The organism is Pseudomonas sp. EMN2, assembly GCF_009650555.1.
Lineage (GTDB): Bacteria > Pseudomonadota > Gammaproteobacteria > Pseudomonadales > Pseudomonadaceae > Aquipseudomonas > Aquipseudomonas sichuanensis.
Map to the genome: position 1 here is coordinate 1 of NZ_VZZR01000028.1, position 16,220 is coordinate 16,220.

Consider the following 16,220-nt stretch of genomic DNA (forward strand, 5'->3'; position numbering starts at 1 on the left):
CACAGGAGAGACTGGCCCGAAACAAACTGTGGGAGCGGGTTTACCCGCGAAGCGCCGCGCGGGCGGCGCTCGATCTCACAGGCGCTGCAAGGGTTGTGGCGGGCACCTGTTGGCCCTGACCCAATCTTTCGACATGCACCTGGTAGCCATCACCAGATCCTGACCAGCCCCGCACAACCGCGTACGACATTTCCGAATCTGAAACCAAATGCTTCAGCCAGGCCATGCTTGGGACCTATCCTACGCGCCTGCCGGAAGGTTCTAGATATGCCGGGACAATCATCAGGGATAACTTCCTCGAGTCGCCGAATGGTGACCGGGCGTGAGAAACCCGAACGATGTTGGTCCCGCACCCTGTTATGGCAGTCGTGCATGGGCAGACTTAGGTCTGGCCGGGTTCCAATATCCTCGGTTTTCTCACCCCATGTACGGCTGCCACCCTTGTCTCGTGAGAAAGGATGAGCTGGCGGTTTCCTTTATCGATATTGGAAATTGCATATGAAAAAACTAGTCCCCGACCCTCCAATCCCCTACATCAGCATCATCGACCACCTGACCCATGACGCCGCCATGGCCCACGCCGCCGTGCTGATGTCGACCATGAGCCGAACCCTGGATGTCTACCGCACATTCGCCCCTGACGACCGCCCCATGGTCCTGATGGAAAACGTGGCCATCCTCAGCCAGTTGCTGCGCTGCCTGTTCGACCATGCCCGGTCACTGGAGGCTACGCCATGAGCGACAAACCCGAACCCGCCTTCACCGCAGGCGTCGAGACCTTCCTTGAGCTGTACCGCATCCAACCCGATATCCCGTTCAGCCGGGCATTCGATGAGCTGTCGATGTTGCAGGGCTGCATCCTGCACCTGACGACTGAGGCGGAAATGGAGGGGGATTTGCTGGCCGGCAGTGCGGCGCGGATTCTCAGCGCCATGGCCAAGGCGCTGGTCAATGACCTGGAGCTCGGGTTGAACAGGCGTTAGTAAAACAGAGGCTTGTACTCTTCGCGTATCCCGCCCAAGGCTGTAAGCCGTCCACCTCATCCAGGACGTGCCGACCCCTTGGGCGTTTTGCTTTTTGGAGGACACGTATGCCAACAGCGCAGATGAGTGATGCTGACTGGGGCCGCTTTGCGGCCCATCGCTGGCAAGCCAGCTCCCACAGGTACCGCGCCTGTCATCAGGTCGGCGCGGACCTTGTGGGAGCCGGCTTGCCGGCGAAACGAGGGCGAAGCCCTCGCCGTGCGCCGACGTCAGATCAGAACACGTTCACCGGGTAATCGATGATCACCCGCACTTCGTCGTTATCCGACTGCGCCGCATACGCCGCATTGGCCCGGTGGCTGGCATAGCGCAGCAGCACCGACAAATCCTTCAACTGGCCTTCCTGGAACACGTACTTCAGGTCGAAGTCACGCTCCCAGTGGGTGGCGTGCTTGCCGTCTGCGTTGTAGTAGTCGTAGTGCGTGGTGTCCTGGGTGGCCTTGGTCAGGTCCGCCTCGCCGCGCGAGTACGACAGCGAGCTGGTCAGCCCCGGCACGCCGACACCGGCGAAGTCATAGTCGTACTGCAGCTTCCACGAGCGCTCGTTGGGCGCGTTGAAGTCCGAGTACATGCGCGAGTTGTCCAGGTAGATGCTGTCACCCAGGTTGATGTAGTCGAACGGCGTGTTGCCGTTGACCCGCTGGTAGGCGGCGGTGACGCTGTGGAACCCGGCAGCCACGGTGAAGTGCAGGCTGTAGGTGTTGTTGTCGATCTTGCCCAGCAGCGACTGGCCGGTGTCCTGGGTGTGGTAGTAGTGCGCGCCCGGGTTGAGGCTGACCAGGTCGTTGACCTGGTAGGTGTAGTCGAAGTCGGCGTAGTACTGGTTCCAGATGTCCTTCAGCTCGGCGGCGTAGACATTGGCGGTGACGTTTTCGGTGCCGCTCCAGGACGCGCCGGCCCAGTTCAGGTGCTTGCTCTTGTCGCCGTCTTCCAGTGCACCGTAGTAGGTGTCGATGCGGCGGTGGCCGCTCTGGTTGTACGGTTTGGTGAAGCTCACCTGGCCACCTTCGAGCATCAGCCCGTCGATGCTGGTGTTGGTCAGGGCGAAACCACGGAAGGTCTGCGGCAGCATGCGCGATTCGCCGCCGGCGATCACCGGGTTGGTGAGGAACAGGTCACCGGCCTTGAACTCGGTGTCGAAGCCCTTGAGCTTGATCGCGCCGCCCGCGGTGGAGAACGAGTGCGGTGCAGCGCCCTGGCTGCCGTCGTCCTTGATGTGGTTGGGCAGGATCGAGGTGCCGGCATGGCCCGCACCACCGTCGAGCTTGAGGCCGAGAATGCCGTGGGCGTCCAGGCCGAAACCGATCACACCGGGGGTGTAGCCGGACTCGAAGCGCGCCACGGCGCCCTGGCCCCATTCGCGCTTGTCGCGCACGTCACGGTTGAGTTCGTTGCGGTTGAAGTAGGCATTGCGAAAATGCAGGTTCAGCGTAGAGCCTTCGATGAAGCCATCAGCCTTGTCTTCATCGGCCTGGGCGGCCAGGGGAATCGTTGCGGTTAACGCAAGGAAAAGCGGGGTAAAACGAAACGCAAAAGACACCGGTACAAACTCCTTTGGTCAAGCGGTGGGGCAGTTTTTATTGTCGTATCTGCAAGTTTCTTATTAGAGACGTAACAGCCGGGCTGATATTTTCGACACATAAAAAAAGCCGCTGATCAGCAGCGGCTTGGAAAGGCTAACATATCGTCGCGGGCAACGCCCACGGTGTAGCCAAGGGAAAATCAGGAAACTGGAGAGTGGCGGATCAGCTGTCGGCGCTATCGTCGACGGATACCTTGGAAGCAGTCTGCTGCGAGCCTTTCGCGGCGTAGGCTTTTTGCGCGGCAATGGCTTCGCGGGCCTGCTGATGGACCGCTGCAACTTCTGCGTTGCGGTTTACGAAGGCCGAGGATTCTTCCGCCATGGCCAGGGGCGACAACAACAGGGACGACAGGATAAATACGCTGGCAACACCCATACTGTTGGACATTTGAAACAACCTTCTTGCTAAGCAAGTGCTAGTGGAGATGGCGCTAAATTAATCCCGCGAGGCCCGGTGAAACAGGGCCTGTTCAGATAAGCACTGTTGCGCAAAAAGTAATGATTGCTGCAAATATCCTCAGACTTTTACCGCAAACCCGCGTAGTTGAGCGCTTGGCAGGCTGATACCAAAGGTGTTGGCACCCGCTTCGCTGTGCACGAAAACACTGCCGCCATGCATCAAGGCGATGGCCTTCACGATCGCCAGCCCCAAACCATGGTTGTTGCCGCCGCTGTTGGCGCGTGCCGCATCCACTCGGTAGAAGCGTTCGAACAGCAAGGCCAGGTGCTCGTCTGCAATGGCCGGCCCTGGGTTGCTCACGGCGATGCTCACCTGCTGTTCATCGGCCTTGATGCACACCTCGATCACCTGGTTGGGCGCGGTGTGTTGCACGGCGTTGTTCAGCAGGTTGATCAGCGCCCGACGCAGCTGGGTTTTCTCGATGCGTGCCCGGGCGTCGCCGCTGACGCTCACGCGCACCTGGGCGTCCTCGAGGATGTAGTCCAGGTAGTCCAGCGTGGTGGCCACTTCTTCGGCCAGCGAGGCCTCGGCCAGCGCGGTGGCCTTGCTGCCTTGGTCGGCGCTGGCGAGGAACAGCATGTCGTTGATGATGCTGCGCAGGCGCTCCAGCTCCTCCAGGTTCGATTGCAGCACCTCGAAGTAGTGCTCGGCGCTGCGCCCGCGGGTCAGTGCCACCTGGGTCTGGCCGATCAGGTTGGTCAGCGGCGAGCGCAGTTCGTGGGCGACGTCGGCGTTGAACGCTTCGAGCTGCGTATAGGCCTGGCTGACCCGGTCCAACGCTGCGTTGAAGGCGCCGGCGAAGCGGGCCAGTTCCGGGGGCAGGGCTTCGGTTGGCAGGCGCCCGTCCAGGCGTGGTGGGGCGAGCCCCTGGGCTTGGTCGGAGAGCGTCAGCAAGGGCTTCAAACCGATGCGCGCCACCCAGTAGCTGAGCAGCGAAGCCAGCAATACGCCGAATGCCGCCAGGCCGACGATGGCCACCAGCAGGCTGTGTTGGGCCTGCCAGAAGGTTTCGGTGTTGATGCCGATCAGAAAGCGCAGCGGCGGGCGTTCGCCCAGTGCCGGCAGCTCGCTGACCAGCACCTTGTAAGGGTAGGGGCTGTCTGCCAGGCGCAGGTCGCGCATGCCCGGCGGCCCCTCGGCGAAGGCGCGGACCAGCTCGGTGGGGTGGCCATATTCGTAGTTGGGGTTGCTGCCGACCGCCCAGAAGCGGATGCGCTTGTCCTCTTCGCCGAGCAGGTTGAGCTTGTTGTGGATCTTGGCCCAGTGCTCGGGCGTGCCGTAGCGGTTGAGGGCGGACTCGAGCACGCTGAAGCGGGCATCCAGTTCGGCGGCGGGCAACAGGTCGAGGCTGCGGTCGACCTGGCGGTACAGGGCGCTGCCGATCAGCACGAACACGCCCAGGGCGACGAGGGTGAACAGGGCGCAGAGGCGCAGGGCGATGGAGTTGCCGGCTCTTTTGCGCAAATGGTCTTTCGTGTTCATTGACAGTCAATCCAGTCGACGACGCCGCCAAGCCCCTGTGGGAGCGGGTTTACCCGCGAACACCGGCAACGCCGGTGCCAGGCACCTCGGTGGCCACTTCGCGGGTAAACCCGCTCCCACAGGGACCGCTCACTACCCACGGTTTTCCAGGACATAGCCCATGCCTCGAATGGTATGCAGCAGCTTGTTGTCAAAGGGCCCGTCAAGCTTGGCGCGCAGGCGCTTGATTGCCACCTCCACCACATTGGCGTCACTGTCGAAATTGATGTCCCACACGAGCTCCGCAATGGCCGTCTTGGACAGGATCTCGCCCTGGCGCCGGGCCAGCACACTGAGCAACGAGAACTCCTTGGCGGTCAGCTCCAGGCGCTGGCCGGCGCGGGTGGCCTTGCGCGCCATCAGGTCGATCCACAGGTCGGCCACCTGCACCTGCAGCGGCTCCTGGCTGCTGCTGCGGCGGGTCAGGGCTTGCAGGCGAGCGACCAGTTCGAGGAACGAGAACGGCTTGCCCAGGTAATCGTCGGCGCCTTCGCGCAGGCCATGGATACGGTCCTCGACCCGTTCGCGGGCGGTGAGCATGATCACCGGCGTCTGCTTGCGGGCCCGCAACGCACGCAGCACACCGTAGCCGTCCAGGCCCGGCAGCATCACGTCGAGCACGATCACCGCATAGTCGCCTTCCAGGGCCAGGTGCAGGCCGTCGATGCCGTCGCGCGCCAGGTCCACGGTAAAGCCCTGCTCGGTCAGGCCGTGGTGCAGGTAGTCGGCGGTTTTTTCTTCGTCTTCGATGATCAGTACGCGCATGGTCTTGTCTCAGCGGGCGGTCGGCGCGGCGGCGGTGGCGGCCTGGCGGCGGTGGAACAGGCGCTCCAGGGCCAAGTATATGACCGGGGTGGAGAACAGCGTCAGAGCCTGGCTCACCAGCAGCCCGCCCACCACCGCGATGCCCAGTGGCTGGCGCAGCTCGGCGCCGGCGCCGAAGCCGAACATCAGCGGCACCGCGCCGAGCAGCGCAGCCAGGGTGGTCATGATGATCGGGCGAAAGCGCACCAGGCACGCCTGGCGGATTGCCTGTTCGGGCGTCATGCCGTGGTGGCGCTGGGCTTCGAGGGCGAAGTCGATCAACAGGATGCCGTTCTTCTTGACGATGCCGATCAGCAGCACCACGCCGATCAGCCCCATGATGCTGAAGTCCTGCCCGCTTCCCCACAGCAGGATGATCGCCCCCAGGCCCGCCGAGGGCAGGGTGGAGATGATGGTCAGTGGGTGCACGAAGCTCTCGTAGAGCACGCCGAGGATGATGTACACCGCCACCAGCGCGGCGAGGATCAGGTACGGCTGGCTCGACAGCGAGCTCTGGAAGGCCTGGGCCGCGCCCTGGAAGTTGCCGGTGATGGAGTCGGGCATGCCCAGCTCGCGCTGGGTGCGTTCGAGGATCTGCACCGCATCGCCCAGGGCCACGCCGGGGGCCAGGTTGAACGACAGGTTGGCGGCGGGGAACAGGCCGTCGTGGCTGATCGACAGCGGCCCGGTGCTGGGGGGCGCCACGTGGGCCAGTGCCGACAGCGGCACCATCTCGCCCGACAGCGGCGAGCGCAGGTAGAAGTAGTTGAGGCTTTCGGCCTTGCCGCGCTGACGGGCGTCCAGCTCGAGGATCACCTTGTACTGGTTGGTCTCGGTCTGGAATTCGCTGATCTGGCGCTGGCCGAAGGCGTCGTACAGCGCCTGGTCGACATCGGTGGTGGTCAGGCCGAAGCGCGCCGCGGCCTGGCGGTCGATGTCGATGCGGGTGACGCTGGCGCCCAGTTGCAGGTCGTTGGACAGGTCACGCAACGCCGGGTTTTCCCGCAGGCGTTCGGTCAGGCGCTGGGTCCACAGGTTCAGCGCCACGCCGTCGTTGCTCTTGAGCACGTACTGGTACTGGGTGCGCGAAGGGCCGGAACTGAGGTTGATGTCCTGGCCTGCGCGCATGTACAGGACGATGCCGGGCACCTGGGCGAGCTTGGGCCGCAGGCGGTCGATGAATTCGCTGGCCGAGACATCGCGTTCGCCGCGGGGCTTGAGCGAGATCCAGAAGCGGCCGTTGGCGATGGTCTGGTTGCTGCCGGTCACCCCCACCGAATGGGAGAACGCGCGCACCGCCGGGTCGTCGCCGATGATCTTGGCCAGGGCCAGGTGTTTTTCGATCATGGCAGGGTACGACACGTCGGCCGCCGCCTCGGTGGTGCCGAGGATGAAACCGGTGTCCTGCAGCGGGAAGAAGCCCTTGGGGATGCCGATATAGCCGACCACCGCCAGGGCGAGGGTGATGCCGAAGATGCCGAGGGTCAGGCGCTGGTGCGCCAGGGCGCGGTCCAGGCCTTTCTCGTACCAGCCCAGCAGGCGCTGGCCGAAGCCGCCGTGCTGCTCTTGCGGCGGCTTGCGCATGAACAGCGCGCACAGCGTCGGCGCCAGGGTCAGCGACACCACCACCGAAATCAGGATGGTCGCCGTGGCGGTCAGGGCGAACTCCTTGAACAGCCGCCCGACCACGCCGCCCATGAACAGCAGCGGGATGAACGCGGCAATCAGCGAGAAGCTGATCGACACCACGGTGAAGCCGATTTCGCCGGCGCCCTTGAGCGCGGCGGTGCGGCTGTCGTCGCCGGCCTCCAGGTGGCGGTGGATGTTCTCCACCACCACGATGGCGTCGTCGACCACGAAGCCCACGGCGATGACGATGGCCACCAGGGTCAGGTTGTTGAGGCTGAAGCCGAACACGTACATCAATGCGCAACTGGCGATCAGCGACACGCCCAACACGCTGGACACCACCATGGTTGCCGACCATTGGCGCAGGAACAGCGCCATCACCCCGATCACCAGGGCCACGGCGATCATCAAGGTCAGCTCCACCTCGTGCAGCGAGGCGCGGATGGTCTGGGTGCGGTCCTGCAGCACCGACACCTCGACCGCGGCCGGCAGCATTCCCTGCAGGCGCGGCAGGGCATCGAGGACCCGGTCCACGGTGTCGACGATGTTCGCCCCCGGCTGGCGGAAGATCACCAGGTTGAGCCCCGGCTGGTCGCCCGACCACGCCTTGACGTAGGCGTTCTCGGCGCCGTTGATCACCTTGGCCACGTCGGCAAGATGCACAGGGGCGCCGTTGCGGTAGCTGACGATCAGCCGTGCATAGTCCTCGGGATGGAACAGTTGGTCGTTGGCGGCGATGGTCGACACGCTGTGCTCGCCGTACAGCGCGCCCTTGGCCAGGTTGAGGCTGGTCTGCTGGATGGCCTGGCGGATATCGGCGAGGGTCAGGCCGATGGCGGCGAGTTTCTCCGGCTGGGCCTGCACGCGGATGGCCGGGCGCAACTGGCCGGTGATGTTGACCAGGCCGACCCCGTCGATCTGGCTGAGCTGGCGCGCCAGCAGGGTTTCGGCGTAGTCGCTGAGCTCATTGCCGGGCATCTGCGTGGAGCTGACGGTAAGGATCAGCACCGGGCTGTCGGCCGGGTTGACCTTGCGCCAGGTCGGCGGGCTGGGCATGTCCTGGGGCAGGCGCGCGGTGGCGGTGTTGATCGCTGCCTGGACTTCCTGGGCGGCGGTGTCGATGTTCTTGTCGAGGGTGAACTGCAAGGTCAGGTTGGTCGAACCCAGGGCGCTGCTGCTGGTCATCTGGGTCATGCCGGGAATGGCGCTGAACTGTACCTCCAGGGGCGTGGCTACCGAGGACGCCATGGTTTCCGGGCTGGCGCCGGGCAGTGCGGCGGTGACCTGGATGGTCGGGAAGTCAGCCTCGGGCAGCGGCGCCACCGGCAGGCGCGGGAAGGCGATGGCGCCCAGCAGCACCAGGGCGAAGGTCAGCAGCAGGGTGGCGATGGGGTGGTCGATGCACCAGGCCGAAACGCCGTTGCGGGTGTTCATGGCTGGCTCGCCTCGGCTTTGGCGTTGTCGGTAAGGGCCTCATCGCGGGGCAAGCCCGCTCCCACGTTAGTACTTGTATCGCGGGCGGTATCGCGTGGGAGCGGCGGTGCGCCGCTGCGACTTGCCCCGCGATGGCCATCGGCCAGGCGCTGCGGCTCGGCGCACTGTCCGCTGGTTTCAACCCGGCTGCCGGGCTTTAGCCGCGACTGGCCATCGAGCACCAGGCAATCGCCTGCCTTCACACCATCAACGACGTTCAGCGTGCTGTCCTGATACAGCACTTTCACCGGCACGGCGGTGACCTTGTCGCCGTCCAGCCGGTAAACGAAATGCCCGTCGATGCTGCGCTGCACCACCGGCGGCGGCACCACCAGGGCGTTCTCGTCCACCGCCGTGAGCAGGCGCACAGTCACCAGTTGCCCGGGCCACAGGTGACCGTCCTTGTTGTCGAACTCGGCCTTGACCCGCACCGTGCCGGTATTGGCCGACACCTGGTTATCGATCAGCGCCAGGTGGCCCTTGCCCAGCAGGCTGCGCTCGCCGTCGGCATCCATGAACGCCTCCACCTCGGCAGGCGTGGGGGCTTCGAGCAGTTTGTGCAGGGTCGGCAGGTTCTGCTGGGGCAGGGCGAACTCCACGGCGATCGGGTCGATCTGGGTGACGCTGAACAGGCCTTGGGTGTCGCTGGTACGCACCAGGTTGCCCGGGTCGACGTTGCGGATGCCCACTCGGCCGCTCACCGGTGAGCGGATCTGCGTATAGCTCAGTTGCACGGTGGCGTTGTCGATGGCCGCCTGGTCGCCGGTGATGGTTGCCTGCAACTGGTTCACCAGCGCCTGCTGCTGGTCGAGGGTCTGTTTCGACACGCCGTCATCGCTGCTCAGCAACTGGTAGCGCTTGAGGTTGACCCGCGCCACCTGCAGTTGCGCCTGGGTCTGGCCAAGCTGGGCGCGGGCCTGGTCGAGGCTGGCGCGGATCGCCCGGTCATCGAGGGTGGCCAGCAGGTCGCCCTGCTTCACCCATTGCCCTTCCTTCACCAGCACCTGGGTCAGCACGCCTTCGACCTGCGGGCGCACCTCGACGCTGTGCAGCGACAGCACCGAGCCGATGGCGCCGAGGTAGCGCGGCACATCCTGCTGCGCCACGCCGACCACCCGCACCGGGATGGCGGCAGCAGGCTTGTGCGCGGTGTCGGCGGTCGGGCGCAGCCACCAGGCGGTGGCGCCGAGGGCGACGACGAGCAGCAGGATCAAGGCTTTGCGGGGCAGGGGTCGGGTCATGTGGCGGTGGCCGGAAAGGGGAAGGGGACAGTGTCTTATAGCGCGCCGATCGGGTCGCCAGGGTGACCGCTGGCTGTCAGCGCTGTCAGTATTGCAAGCGTTGAGGAAATTTCGCAGTTTGCTTGGGAAAGCGTTCCCTTGAGCTTGCTCCGTTTCGCCATGGATCGCCTGGTCGGCCACTGCATGATGCCCCTCGTACCCGGCAGCCACTCACGGTTGCCGTTGTACGCATCATCAAGGCGCAACGTGCGCAGCATCATAAAGGGAGCATCCATGAAAAAGGTAACCTTGAGCGGCCTGGCCGCCGCAATGGCATTGGTGGGCGCGAGCCAGTTCGCACAAGCTGCCGATGGCGAGATCAGCTTCGAAGGCACCATCATCAACAGCACCTGCGCCATCGAGGTCGGCGATGGCACCGGTGGTGCCAAGGGCGTGGTCAAGCTGGGCGACCAGGTACCGGTGAGCAGCCTGGCCCAGGCCGGCGATGTGGCCGGTGGTGGTTCGTTCACGTTGCAGGTGGACGCCAGCGACCCAGGTTGCGATATCACCGGCAAAGCCGCCACCGTGACCTTCCTGCCGATTACCGGCTCGGCCGGTGCGGCAGGCCAGTGGCTGGCGCTGGAGCCGGTGGCCGGTGCCGCCAGCAACGTGGCGGTGCAGTTGCGCGACTTCAACGGTACCGAACTGCCGGTGTCCGAGCCATCCGCCGAGTACGCCGATCTCAGTCAACCACTGCGCTTCACTGCCAACTACATCGCCACCGGCGCGGCCACCCCTGGCCCGGCCAACGCCAAGGCGCAGTTCACCGTGAACATCCAGTAAACCGGGCTGCAGCCGCGCCCTTTGCTGGGCGTGGCTCACCTTGAAACTCACCTTGAAACCAAGGGGGCGTGATGTTCCGCACTCAATCATACGGGTGGCTGGCGGGCGCACTGTTGCTGGCGCTGCTGCCCTCGGCACAGGCAGGGGTGACCCTGAGCGGCACGCGCATCATCTTTGATGCCAGCAAGCGCGATGCATCGATCACCGCCGGCAACGGTACCGACAAACCCTACGCGGTACAGGCCTGGATCAACACCGAGGAAGACGATCACGCCATCAGCGCGCCTTTCATCGCCACGCCGCCGCTGTTCCGGCTGGATGCGATGAAGGAGCAGATGGTGCGTATCGTGCCTACCGCGCACAACCTGCCGACCGACCGCGAGTCGGTGTTCTACTTCAATGCCCAGGAAATTCCCGCCGCCAGCAACGACGACGGCAACACCCTGAAGATCGCCCTGCGCACGCGGATCAAGCTGTTCTACCGGCCCAAAGGGCTGCAGGGCAGCCTGCTCGAGGCCCTGCCACGGCTGGAGTGGGCCATCCGTCAGGAGGCCGGTGTACCACAACTGCACGTGCACAACCCGACGCCGTTCCATGTCTCGTTCATCCATATCAAGGTGGCCGACGGCTCGCGCGACAGCGAAATCGAAAAGCCGGTGATGGTGGCGCCGTTCTCCAGCCGCCAGTACGCCATCGCCCCGCGCCTTGGCTGGACGCCGAACAGCGTCGAGTTCTCGGTGATCAACGACTACGGCGGCTACACCAAGCCCGAACGGGTCAGCCTTGCCGCTATGCGCTGACAGGCGCCTGCCCTCTGATCGAGTAACCGTAATGCCCAATTCTCCCTGCCGCAGGCCTGGCGCCTGCGGCCCGACGCTGCTCGCCTGTTTGCTCGGTGCCGGCCTGCCGGTTGCCCAGGCGGCGGTGTTCGACAGCAGCTTCATGCAGCCCTTTGGCGGCGGCTCGGCCGGCCCCAACCTGGACCTCGAGGCTATCGCCCACAACGCTCAGGTACCGCCGGGGCTGCACCTGGTGACCATCCGCCTGAACCAGAGCTTCCATGACCGCCGCGAACTGCGCTTCGACGATGCCGGCAATGGCGAGGTGCGCGCCTGCCTGAGCCCGGCGATGCTCGATGCCATGGGCGTGAAGCTGGCCACGTTCATCGACCAGCGCGAGCTGGACACGCTGGATTGCGTCGATCTGCAACAGGCGGTCGAAGGCGCCATGGTGACCTTCGATCCCGCGTATCTGGCGCTGGACATCAGCGTGCCACAGGTGGCCTTGCGTCGCGACGCCGCGGGGTACGTGGCGCCGGAAGAATGGGACGCGGGCATCAACGCCGGGCTGCTCAACTACCAGTTCACCGGCTCGCAAGGGCACACGGCGGGGCAGGGCGACCACAACCAGTTCAGCCTGTATCTCAATGGCGGCCTCAACCTCGCCGGCTGGCGCCTGCGCTCCAACGGCAGCTACAACCAGGACCAGAACGGCCAGCGTCAGTGGCAGCGTTCGGCTACCTATGCCCAGACCGACTTGCCCGGCAGCCTTGGCACTTTCACCCTCGGTGAGAGCTTCACTGCCGGAGATGTGTTCGATAGCCTGCCGTTTCGTGGGGTGCAGGTGGCCAGCGACATCGGCATGTTGCCCGATTCGATGCAGGGCTACGCGCCGGTGATCCGTGGCGTGGCCGAGACCCGTGCGCGGGTCGAGGTGCGCCATAACGGCTATTCGCTGTACTCCACCTTTGTCCCGCCCGGACCGTTCGAGATCAACGACCTCAACGCCTCCAGCGGCAGCGGCGACCTCGAGGTGATCATCACCGAGGCGGACGGGCGCGAGCGGCGCTTCACCCAGCCCTACGCCACCCTCGGCAACCTGCTGCGCGAGAACACCTGGCGCTATGGGCTGACCTTTGGCGAGTACAACGCCGCCGATGAAAATGGCAACCGCCCAGGCCTTGCACAGGCCACGCTGGCCTACGGCTTGCCCTACGACTACACCTTGTCCGGCGGCCTGCTGGGCAATGACTTCTACCGCGCCACGCAGTTGGGCCTGGGTAAGAACCTGGGGCGCTTCGGCGCCATCTCGCTGGACGTGACCCAGGCCCGCACCGAAGGCCGCGACGGGCGCACCGACCAGGGCCGCAGCTACGGCATCCGCTATGGCAAGGCGTTCGCTACCGGCACCTCGGTGCGTTTTGCCGGCTACCGCTATTCGACTGAAGGGTATCGGGACTTCAGCGAAGCGGTGTGGCAGCACCAGGGCGACGATTTCAACCGCATGACCAAGCGCAGCCGGGTACAGGCCAGCATCAACCAGAACTTCGGCAACACCTCGCTATACCTCAACCTGAGCCAGCAGGATTACTGGAACACTTCGCGCCGCGAGCGCCAGTTGCAGTTGGGCGTCAACACCGTGCACCGTGGGGTGAGCTATGGCCTGTACGCCAGCAAGAGCCTGGTGGATTCGTTCGGCCAGTCCAGCTTGATCAGCTTCAACGTGTCTATCCCGTTGGGTGGCGGCAGCAGCGGCACCCTGGCGCTGAGCCGCAACAGCGATGGCAGTTACGACCAGCGCGCCGGTTACCGGGGACGCTCCGGGCATCTCAACTATGCCCTGGACGCCAACCATGCCGAGCGTTCAGGTGGCAGCGGCTCGGCCTCGCTCAACTACCTGGCACCCTTCGCCCAGCTGGGTGCTGGCGTGAGTGCCGGCGAACGCTACCAGCAAGTCAATGTCAGCGCTTCGGGCTCGTTGCTCGCCCACAGTGGCGGCGTCGCCCTGGGCCAGACCCTGGGCGAAACCCTGGGGCTCGTGCATGTGGCCGATACCCCAGGTGTGGGCCTTGGCAATGCACCGGGCACCCGTACCGACAGCAGCGGCTACGCCTTGATCCCCTACCTCACGCCGTACCGCAAGAACCGTGTGAGCCTGGACACCAGTGGGCTGGACCACAGCACAGAGATCGAGAACGGCGTCACCAACGTGGTGCCGCGCCGGGGGGCAGTGGTCAAGGCCGAGTTTTCTGCGCAGCGGGTGGAGAAGGTGTTGTTGAACCTGCGCCTGGAAGACGGCGGGCTGCCGCCGTTCGGCGCCCAGGTGGTGGACGGCGCGCAGCGCACGGTCGGCGTGGTCGGGCCCGGCGGGCAGGCGTTGCTGGCATTCGAAGGGGGAGTAGAGGCGCTGACCGTGCGCTGGGGCGCCAGTGCGTCGCAACAGTGCCGGGCGCTGCTGGCACTGGCTGGCGAGGCGCCTGCACAAGGGTATCGACAGGTTGAGAGTGTCTGTCGCCAAGGAGAGGTGGCGTTGCTTGAGCATCACGCCGTAGGTCGTGGATGAGGAGCAGTCTGTTGGACAGAGCAATGCGTGATGTATCGGGTGGTGCTATTTGGCGTGGGACATTGAAGTGGGGGCTGGCGCTGTTTTCGTGGTTGCCTCTGTCAGTGATGGGCTGCAATTTTCCACCGGGTTTCTTCTACAGGGTGAACATAGACCCGGGGCACCTGTTTGTCGGCCGGGATGCCCCGGTCGGCACGATCATTCGCCCTCAGCAGCCGAGCTTTGAATGGGAGCACACAAGCGTGGACATGATGTGGTGCTATGGGACAAATCGGTTCGAGGTCACATCGCCCATGCCGCAGATCCATGGCTCTGGTCTGGTCGGCCCCGGCGAGGTGATCCTGCAGACGCGGATACCGGGGATCGGCGTTGTGATGGGCGCCAGCTATGGCAGTCCCTCTAGCCCTTACTGGACATACATGCCTGGCCAAGGGCGTTTCGGGTGGGGCATACCCCACACCTCGACCGTCCAGATAGGCGGAACGGCGGGATCTGGAATCCGACCCATGTTCTATGACTACCGCATCATCAAGTACGGCCCTGTGAACATGGGGGTGGGGCCACAATCGCTGGCTGGCCATACCTTGGCGGAGGTCACCAACGACAAGGCAGGCAAAGTGGTCGAGCTGGTGTTCTCGGCGGGCACCCTCGATACCGCCCTGTGCGGCTTGCCCGGCGCACCGTCCACCCAGGTCACCGTGCCCATGGGTACCTGGCGCACCGACCAGTTCACCGGCGAGGGGAGCGTCACCGATGCCCGTTCGTTCAACGTCCCGGTGCAGGCCTGTCAGGCCGGAACCGAGCCCGGCAACGAGAACTTCGCCGTGTTGCGCCTGGACCCACGCAACGGTTCCAGTGTGCTCGACGCGCCGCGCGGCATCCTTGGCCTGAACCAGGACTCGGACGCTACCGGTGTGGGCGTGCAGGTGCTCAAGGCAGACCTGACACCGATGCCGTTGATCGAAGACGTGCCCATGGTCCGAATGCAGAACGGCGACATCCAGATCCCCATGGCCGCCCGCTACATCCAGACCGGCAAGGGCGCTCCCGTAGGGGGCGTGGCCAATGCATCGGTGGGATTCACCCTGACCTACAAATGAGCTTCAACCGGTTTCTGGCCTCGGAGGCGTAGCAGTATGTATTTGCGCAAACTGGCAGTGTTGGCTGGCCTGTGCCTGCCGTTGCAGGCGTTGGCCTGTGAGTTTCCCCCCGGATTCTTCCAGCGGATCTCGTTCAACCCTGGCAACCTGGTGGTGGGCAGGGATGCGCCCATCGGCAGCCTCATCTACTCGAGCGAAACCCTCAACACCTACAGAACGGTGGTGTTTTCGCCGGTCAATATCGACTGCCCCGAGCAGACGGTGTTCGAGGTCACCACCCCCTTGCGGCAAGAGACGGGTTCACCGTGGGTGGAGCCAGGAGAGGTGTTGTTGCACACGAATATTCCCGGTGTCGGCCTGGCCGTGCTGGCCAGCTTCGGCGACTCCCACACTGGCCAGCACTGGCAGTTCATTCCCGGCCAGGGGCTTTTTGGCTGGGGCGTGCCGCACCGCGAGATCGTCAGCCCCGCGGAGGTGGGAGGCGCGATCCGGGTACCTTTTGTGAACTCACTGAAATACCACTACCGCCTGATCAAGATCGGCCCCATCGACCCAGGCATGGGACCACAACCGCTTGCCGGGCACACCCTGGCCGAGTTCACCAGCAACCGTAGCGGCAAGGTGCTGGAAGTGGACTTTTCCGGCGGAACGCTGAATGTGGCGCAGTGTGGTTTGCCTGGCGAACCCTCGAAGCAGGTCCGGGTACCGATGGGCACCTGGCAGGTTTCGCATTTCAGCGGGCCAGGCAGTTTCACTGACACCAAGGTGTTCCACCTGCCGTTCATGAAGTGTGTAGGTGGAACCGTGCCTGGCAACTATCCCATTGGCTACCTGCGCCTGGACCCGCGCAATGGCTCGCCTGTGGTGGATTCCGCGAACGGCATCATTGGCCTCAATAGCGAGTCCGACGCCACGGGGATTGGCGTTCAGGTGATGGAGGAATACGGCCCAAAACCTATGCGGCTTACCGAGGAGGTGCCGCTCTTCGAGGTCCCCAACTACGAACTTGTACTGCCGTTATCCGCACGTTACATCCAGCTGGGCGACGCCGCCCCCACGGCCGGGGTCGCCAACGCCTCGTTGAGCTTCACCCTGACCTACAAATGATTGAGCCAGATCAAAAAATGATTGCCAATTGCCACTAATCTCGAGCGCCCTGCCGATTGTCCCCAACAACAACGAGAGCCTCCGATGAAGTGCAAT

The 16,220-nt window shown here is 64.4% G+C and carries 13 protein-coding genes and 1 pseudogene; 7 read left to right on the forward strand and 7 right to left on the reverse strand.

Annotated elements, in window-relative coordinates; genetic code table 11:
• Positions 1 to 498 precede the first annotated feature (498 nt).
• Positions 499 to 738, forward strand: coding sequence for a hypothetical protein (locus F6X61_RS10010; protein WP_153786495.1), 240 nt, complete (start codon positions 499 to 501; stop codon positions 736 to 738).
• Complete coding sequence (locus tag F6X61_RS10015; protein WP_153786496.1) at positions 735 to 983, forward strand: DUF3077 domain-containing protein; 249 nt, start codon at positions 735 to 737, stop codon at positions 981 to 983. The genes F6X61_RS10010 and F6X61_RS10015 overlap by 4 nt, the downstream gene beginning before the upstream one ends.
• 274 nt (positions 984 to 1,257) lie before the next feature.
• Here F6X61_RS10015 and F6X61_RS10020 read toward each other — a convergent pair whose 3' ends face one another.
• The 7 genes and pseudogenes from F6X61_RS10020 to F6X61_RS10050 form a co-directional block, all read right to left on the reverse strand.
• A complete protein-coding gene (locus tag F6X61_RS10020; RefSeq protein ID WP_153786497.1) occupies positions 1,258 to 2,583 on the reverse strand; it encodes an OprD family porin in 1,326 nt (441 codons plus the stop codon).
• Between the two features lie 205 nt (positions 2,584 to 2,788).
• Complete coding sequence (locus F6X61_RS10025; RefSeq protein ID WP_153786498.1) at positions 2,789 to 3,013, reverse strand: hypothetical protein; 225 nt, start codon at positions 3,011 to 3,013, stop codon at positions 2,789 to 2,791.
• A gap of 129 nt (positions 3,014 to 3,142) precedes the next feature.
• Positions 3,143 to 4,567, reverse strand: coding sequence for a heavy metal sensor histidine kinase (locus F6X61_RS10030; RefSeq protein ID WP_153786499.1), 1,425 nt, complete (start codon positions 4,565 to 4,567; stop codon positions 3,143 to 3,145).
• A gap of 132 nt (positions 4,568 to 4,699) precedes the next feature.
• A complete protein-coding gene (locus F6X61_RS10035; RefSeq protein ID WP_153786500.1) occupies positions 4,700 to 5,371 on the reverse strand; it encodes a heavy metal response regulator transcription factor in 672 nt (223 codons plus the stop codon).
• Positions 5,372 to 5,380: 9 nt separating this feature from the next.
• Positions 5,381 to 8,473, reverse strand: a complete 3,093-nt coding sequence (locus tag F6X61_RS10040) for a multidrug efflux RND transporter permease subunit (protein ID WP_153786501.1) — start codon at positions 8,471 to 8,473, stop codon at positions 5,381 to 5,383.
• Positions 8,474 to 8,610: 137 nt separating this feature from the next.
• Positions 8,611 to 9,753 (reverse strand): annotated as a pseudogene (locus F6X61_RS10045) (efflux RND transporter periplasmic adaptor subunit); the annotation flags it as partial.
• Positions 9,754 to 9,788: 35 nt separating this feature from the next.
• Entirely contained in the window at positions 9,789 to 10,028 is a 240-nt protein-coding gene (locus tag F6X61_RS10050; RefSeq protein ID WP_153786503.1) for a hypothetical protein, read from the reverse strand.
• Here F6X61_RS10050 and F6X61_RS10055 point away from each other — a divergent pair.
• The 5 genes from F6X61_RS10055 to F6X61_RS10075 all read left to right on the forward strand — a co-directional run bounded on the left by F6X61_RS10055 (position 10,027) and on the right by F6X61_RS10075 (position 16,124).
• Positions 10,027 to 10,575, forward strand: a complete 549-nt coding sequence (locus F6X61_RS10055; RefSeq protein ID WP_153786504.1) for a fimbrial protein — start codon at positions 10,027 to 10,029, stop codon at positions 10,573 to 10,575. The two genes, F6X61_RS10050 and F6X61_RS10055, sit on opposite strands and share 2 nt — an antisense overlap.
• Before the next feature lie 71 nt (positions 10,576 to 10,646).
• The gene (locus tag F6X61_RS10060; protein ID WP_153786505.1) at positions 10,647 to 11,375 is read left to right on the forward strand and encodes a molecular chaperone; all 729 of its coding nucleotides are present in this window, start codon (positions 10,647 to 10,649) and stop codon (positions 11,373 to 11,375) included.
• 31 nt (positions 11,376 to 11,406) lie between these two features.
• Positions 11,407 to 13,917, forward strand: coding sequence for a fimbria/pilus outer membrane usher protein (locus F6X61_RS10065; protein WP_153786506.1), 2,511 nt, complete (start codon positions 11,407 to 11,409; stop codon positions 13,915 to 13,917).
• A gap of 506 nt (positions 13,918 to 14,423) precedes the next feature.
• Positions 14,424 to 15,017, forward strand: coding sequence for a fimbrial protein (locus tag F6X61_RS26970; protein WP_178125798.1), 594 nt, complete (start codon positions 14,424 to 14,426; stop codon positions 15,015 to 15,017).
• A gap of 36 nt (positions 15,018 to 15,053) precedes the next feature.
• Positions 15,054 to 16,124 (forward strand): fimbrial protein, encoded by a 1,071-nt coding sequence (locus tag F6X61_RS10075; RefSeq protein WP_153786508.1) that lies wholly within the window; start codon positions 15,054 to 15,056, stop codon positions 16,122 to 16,124.
• Positions 16,125 to 16,220 lie beyond the last annotated feature (96 nt).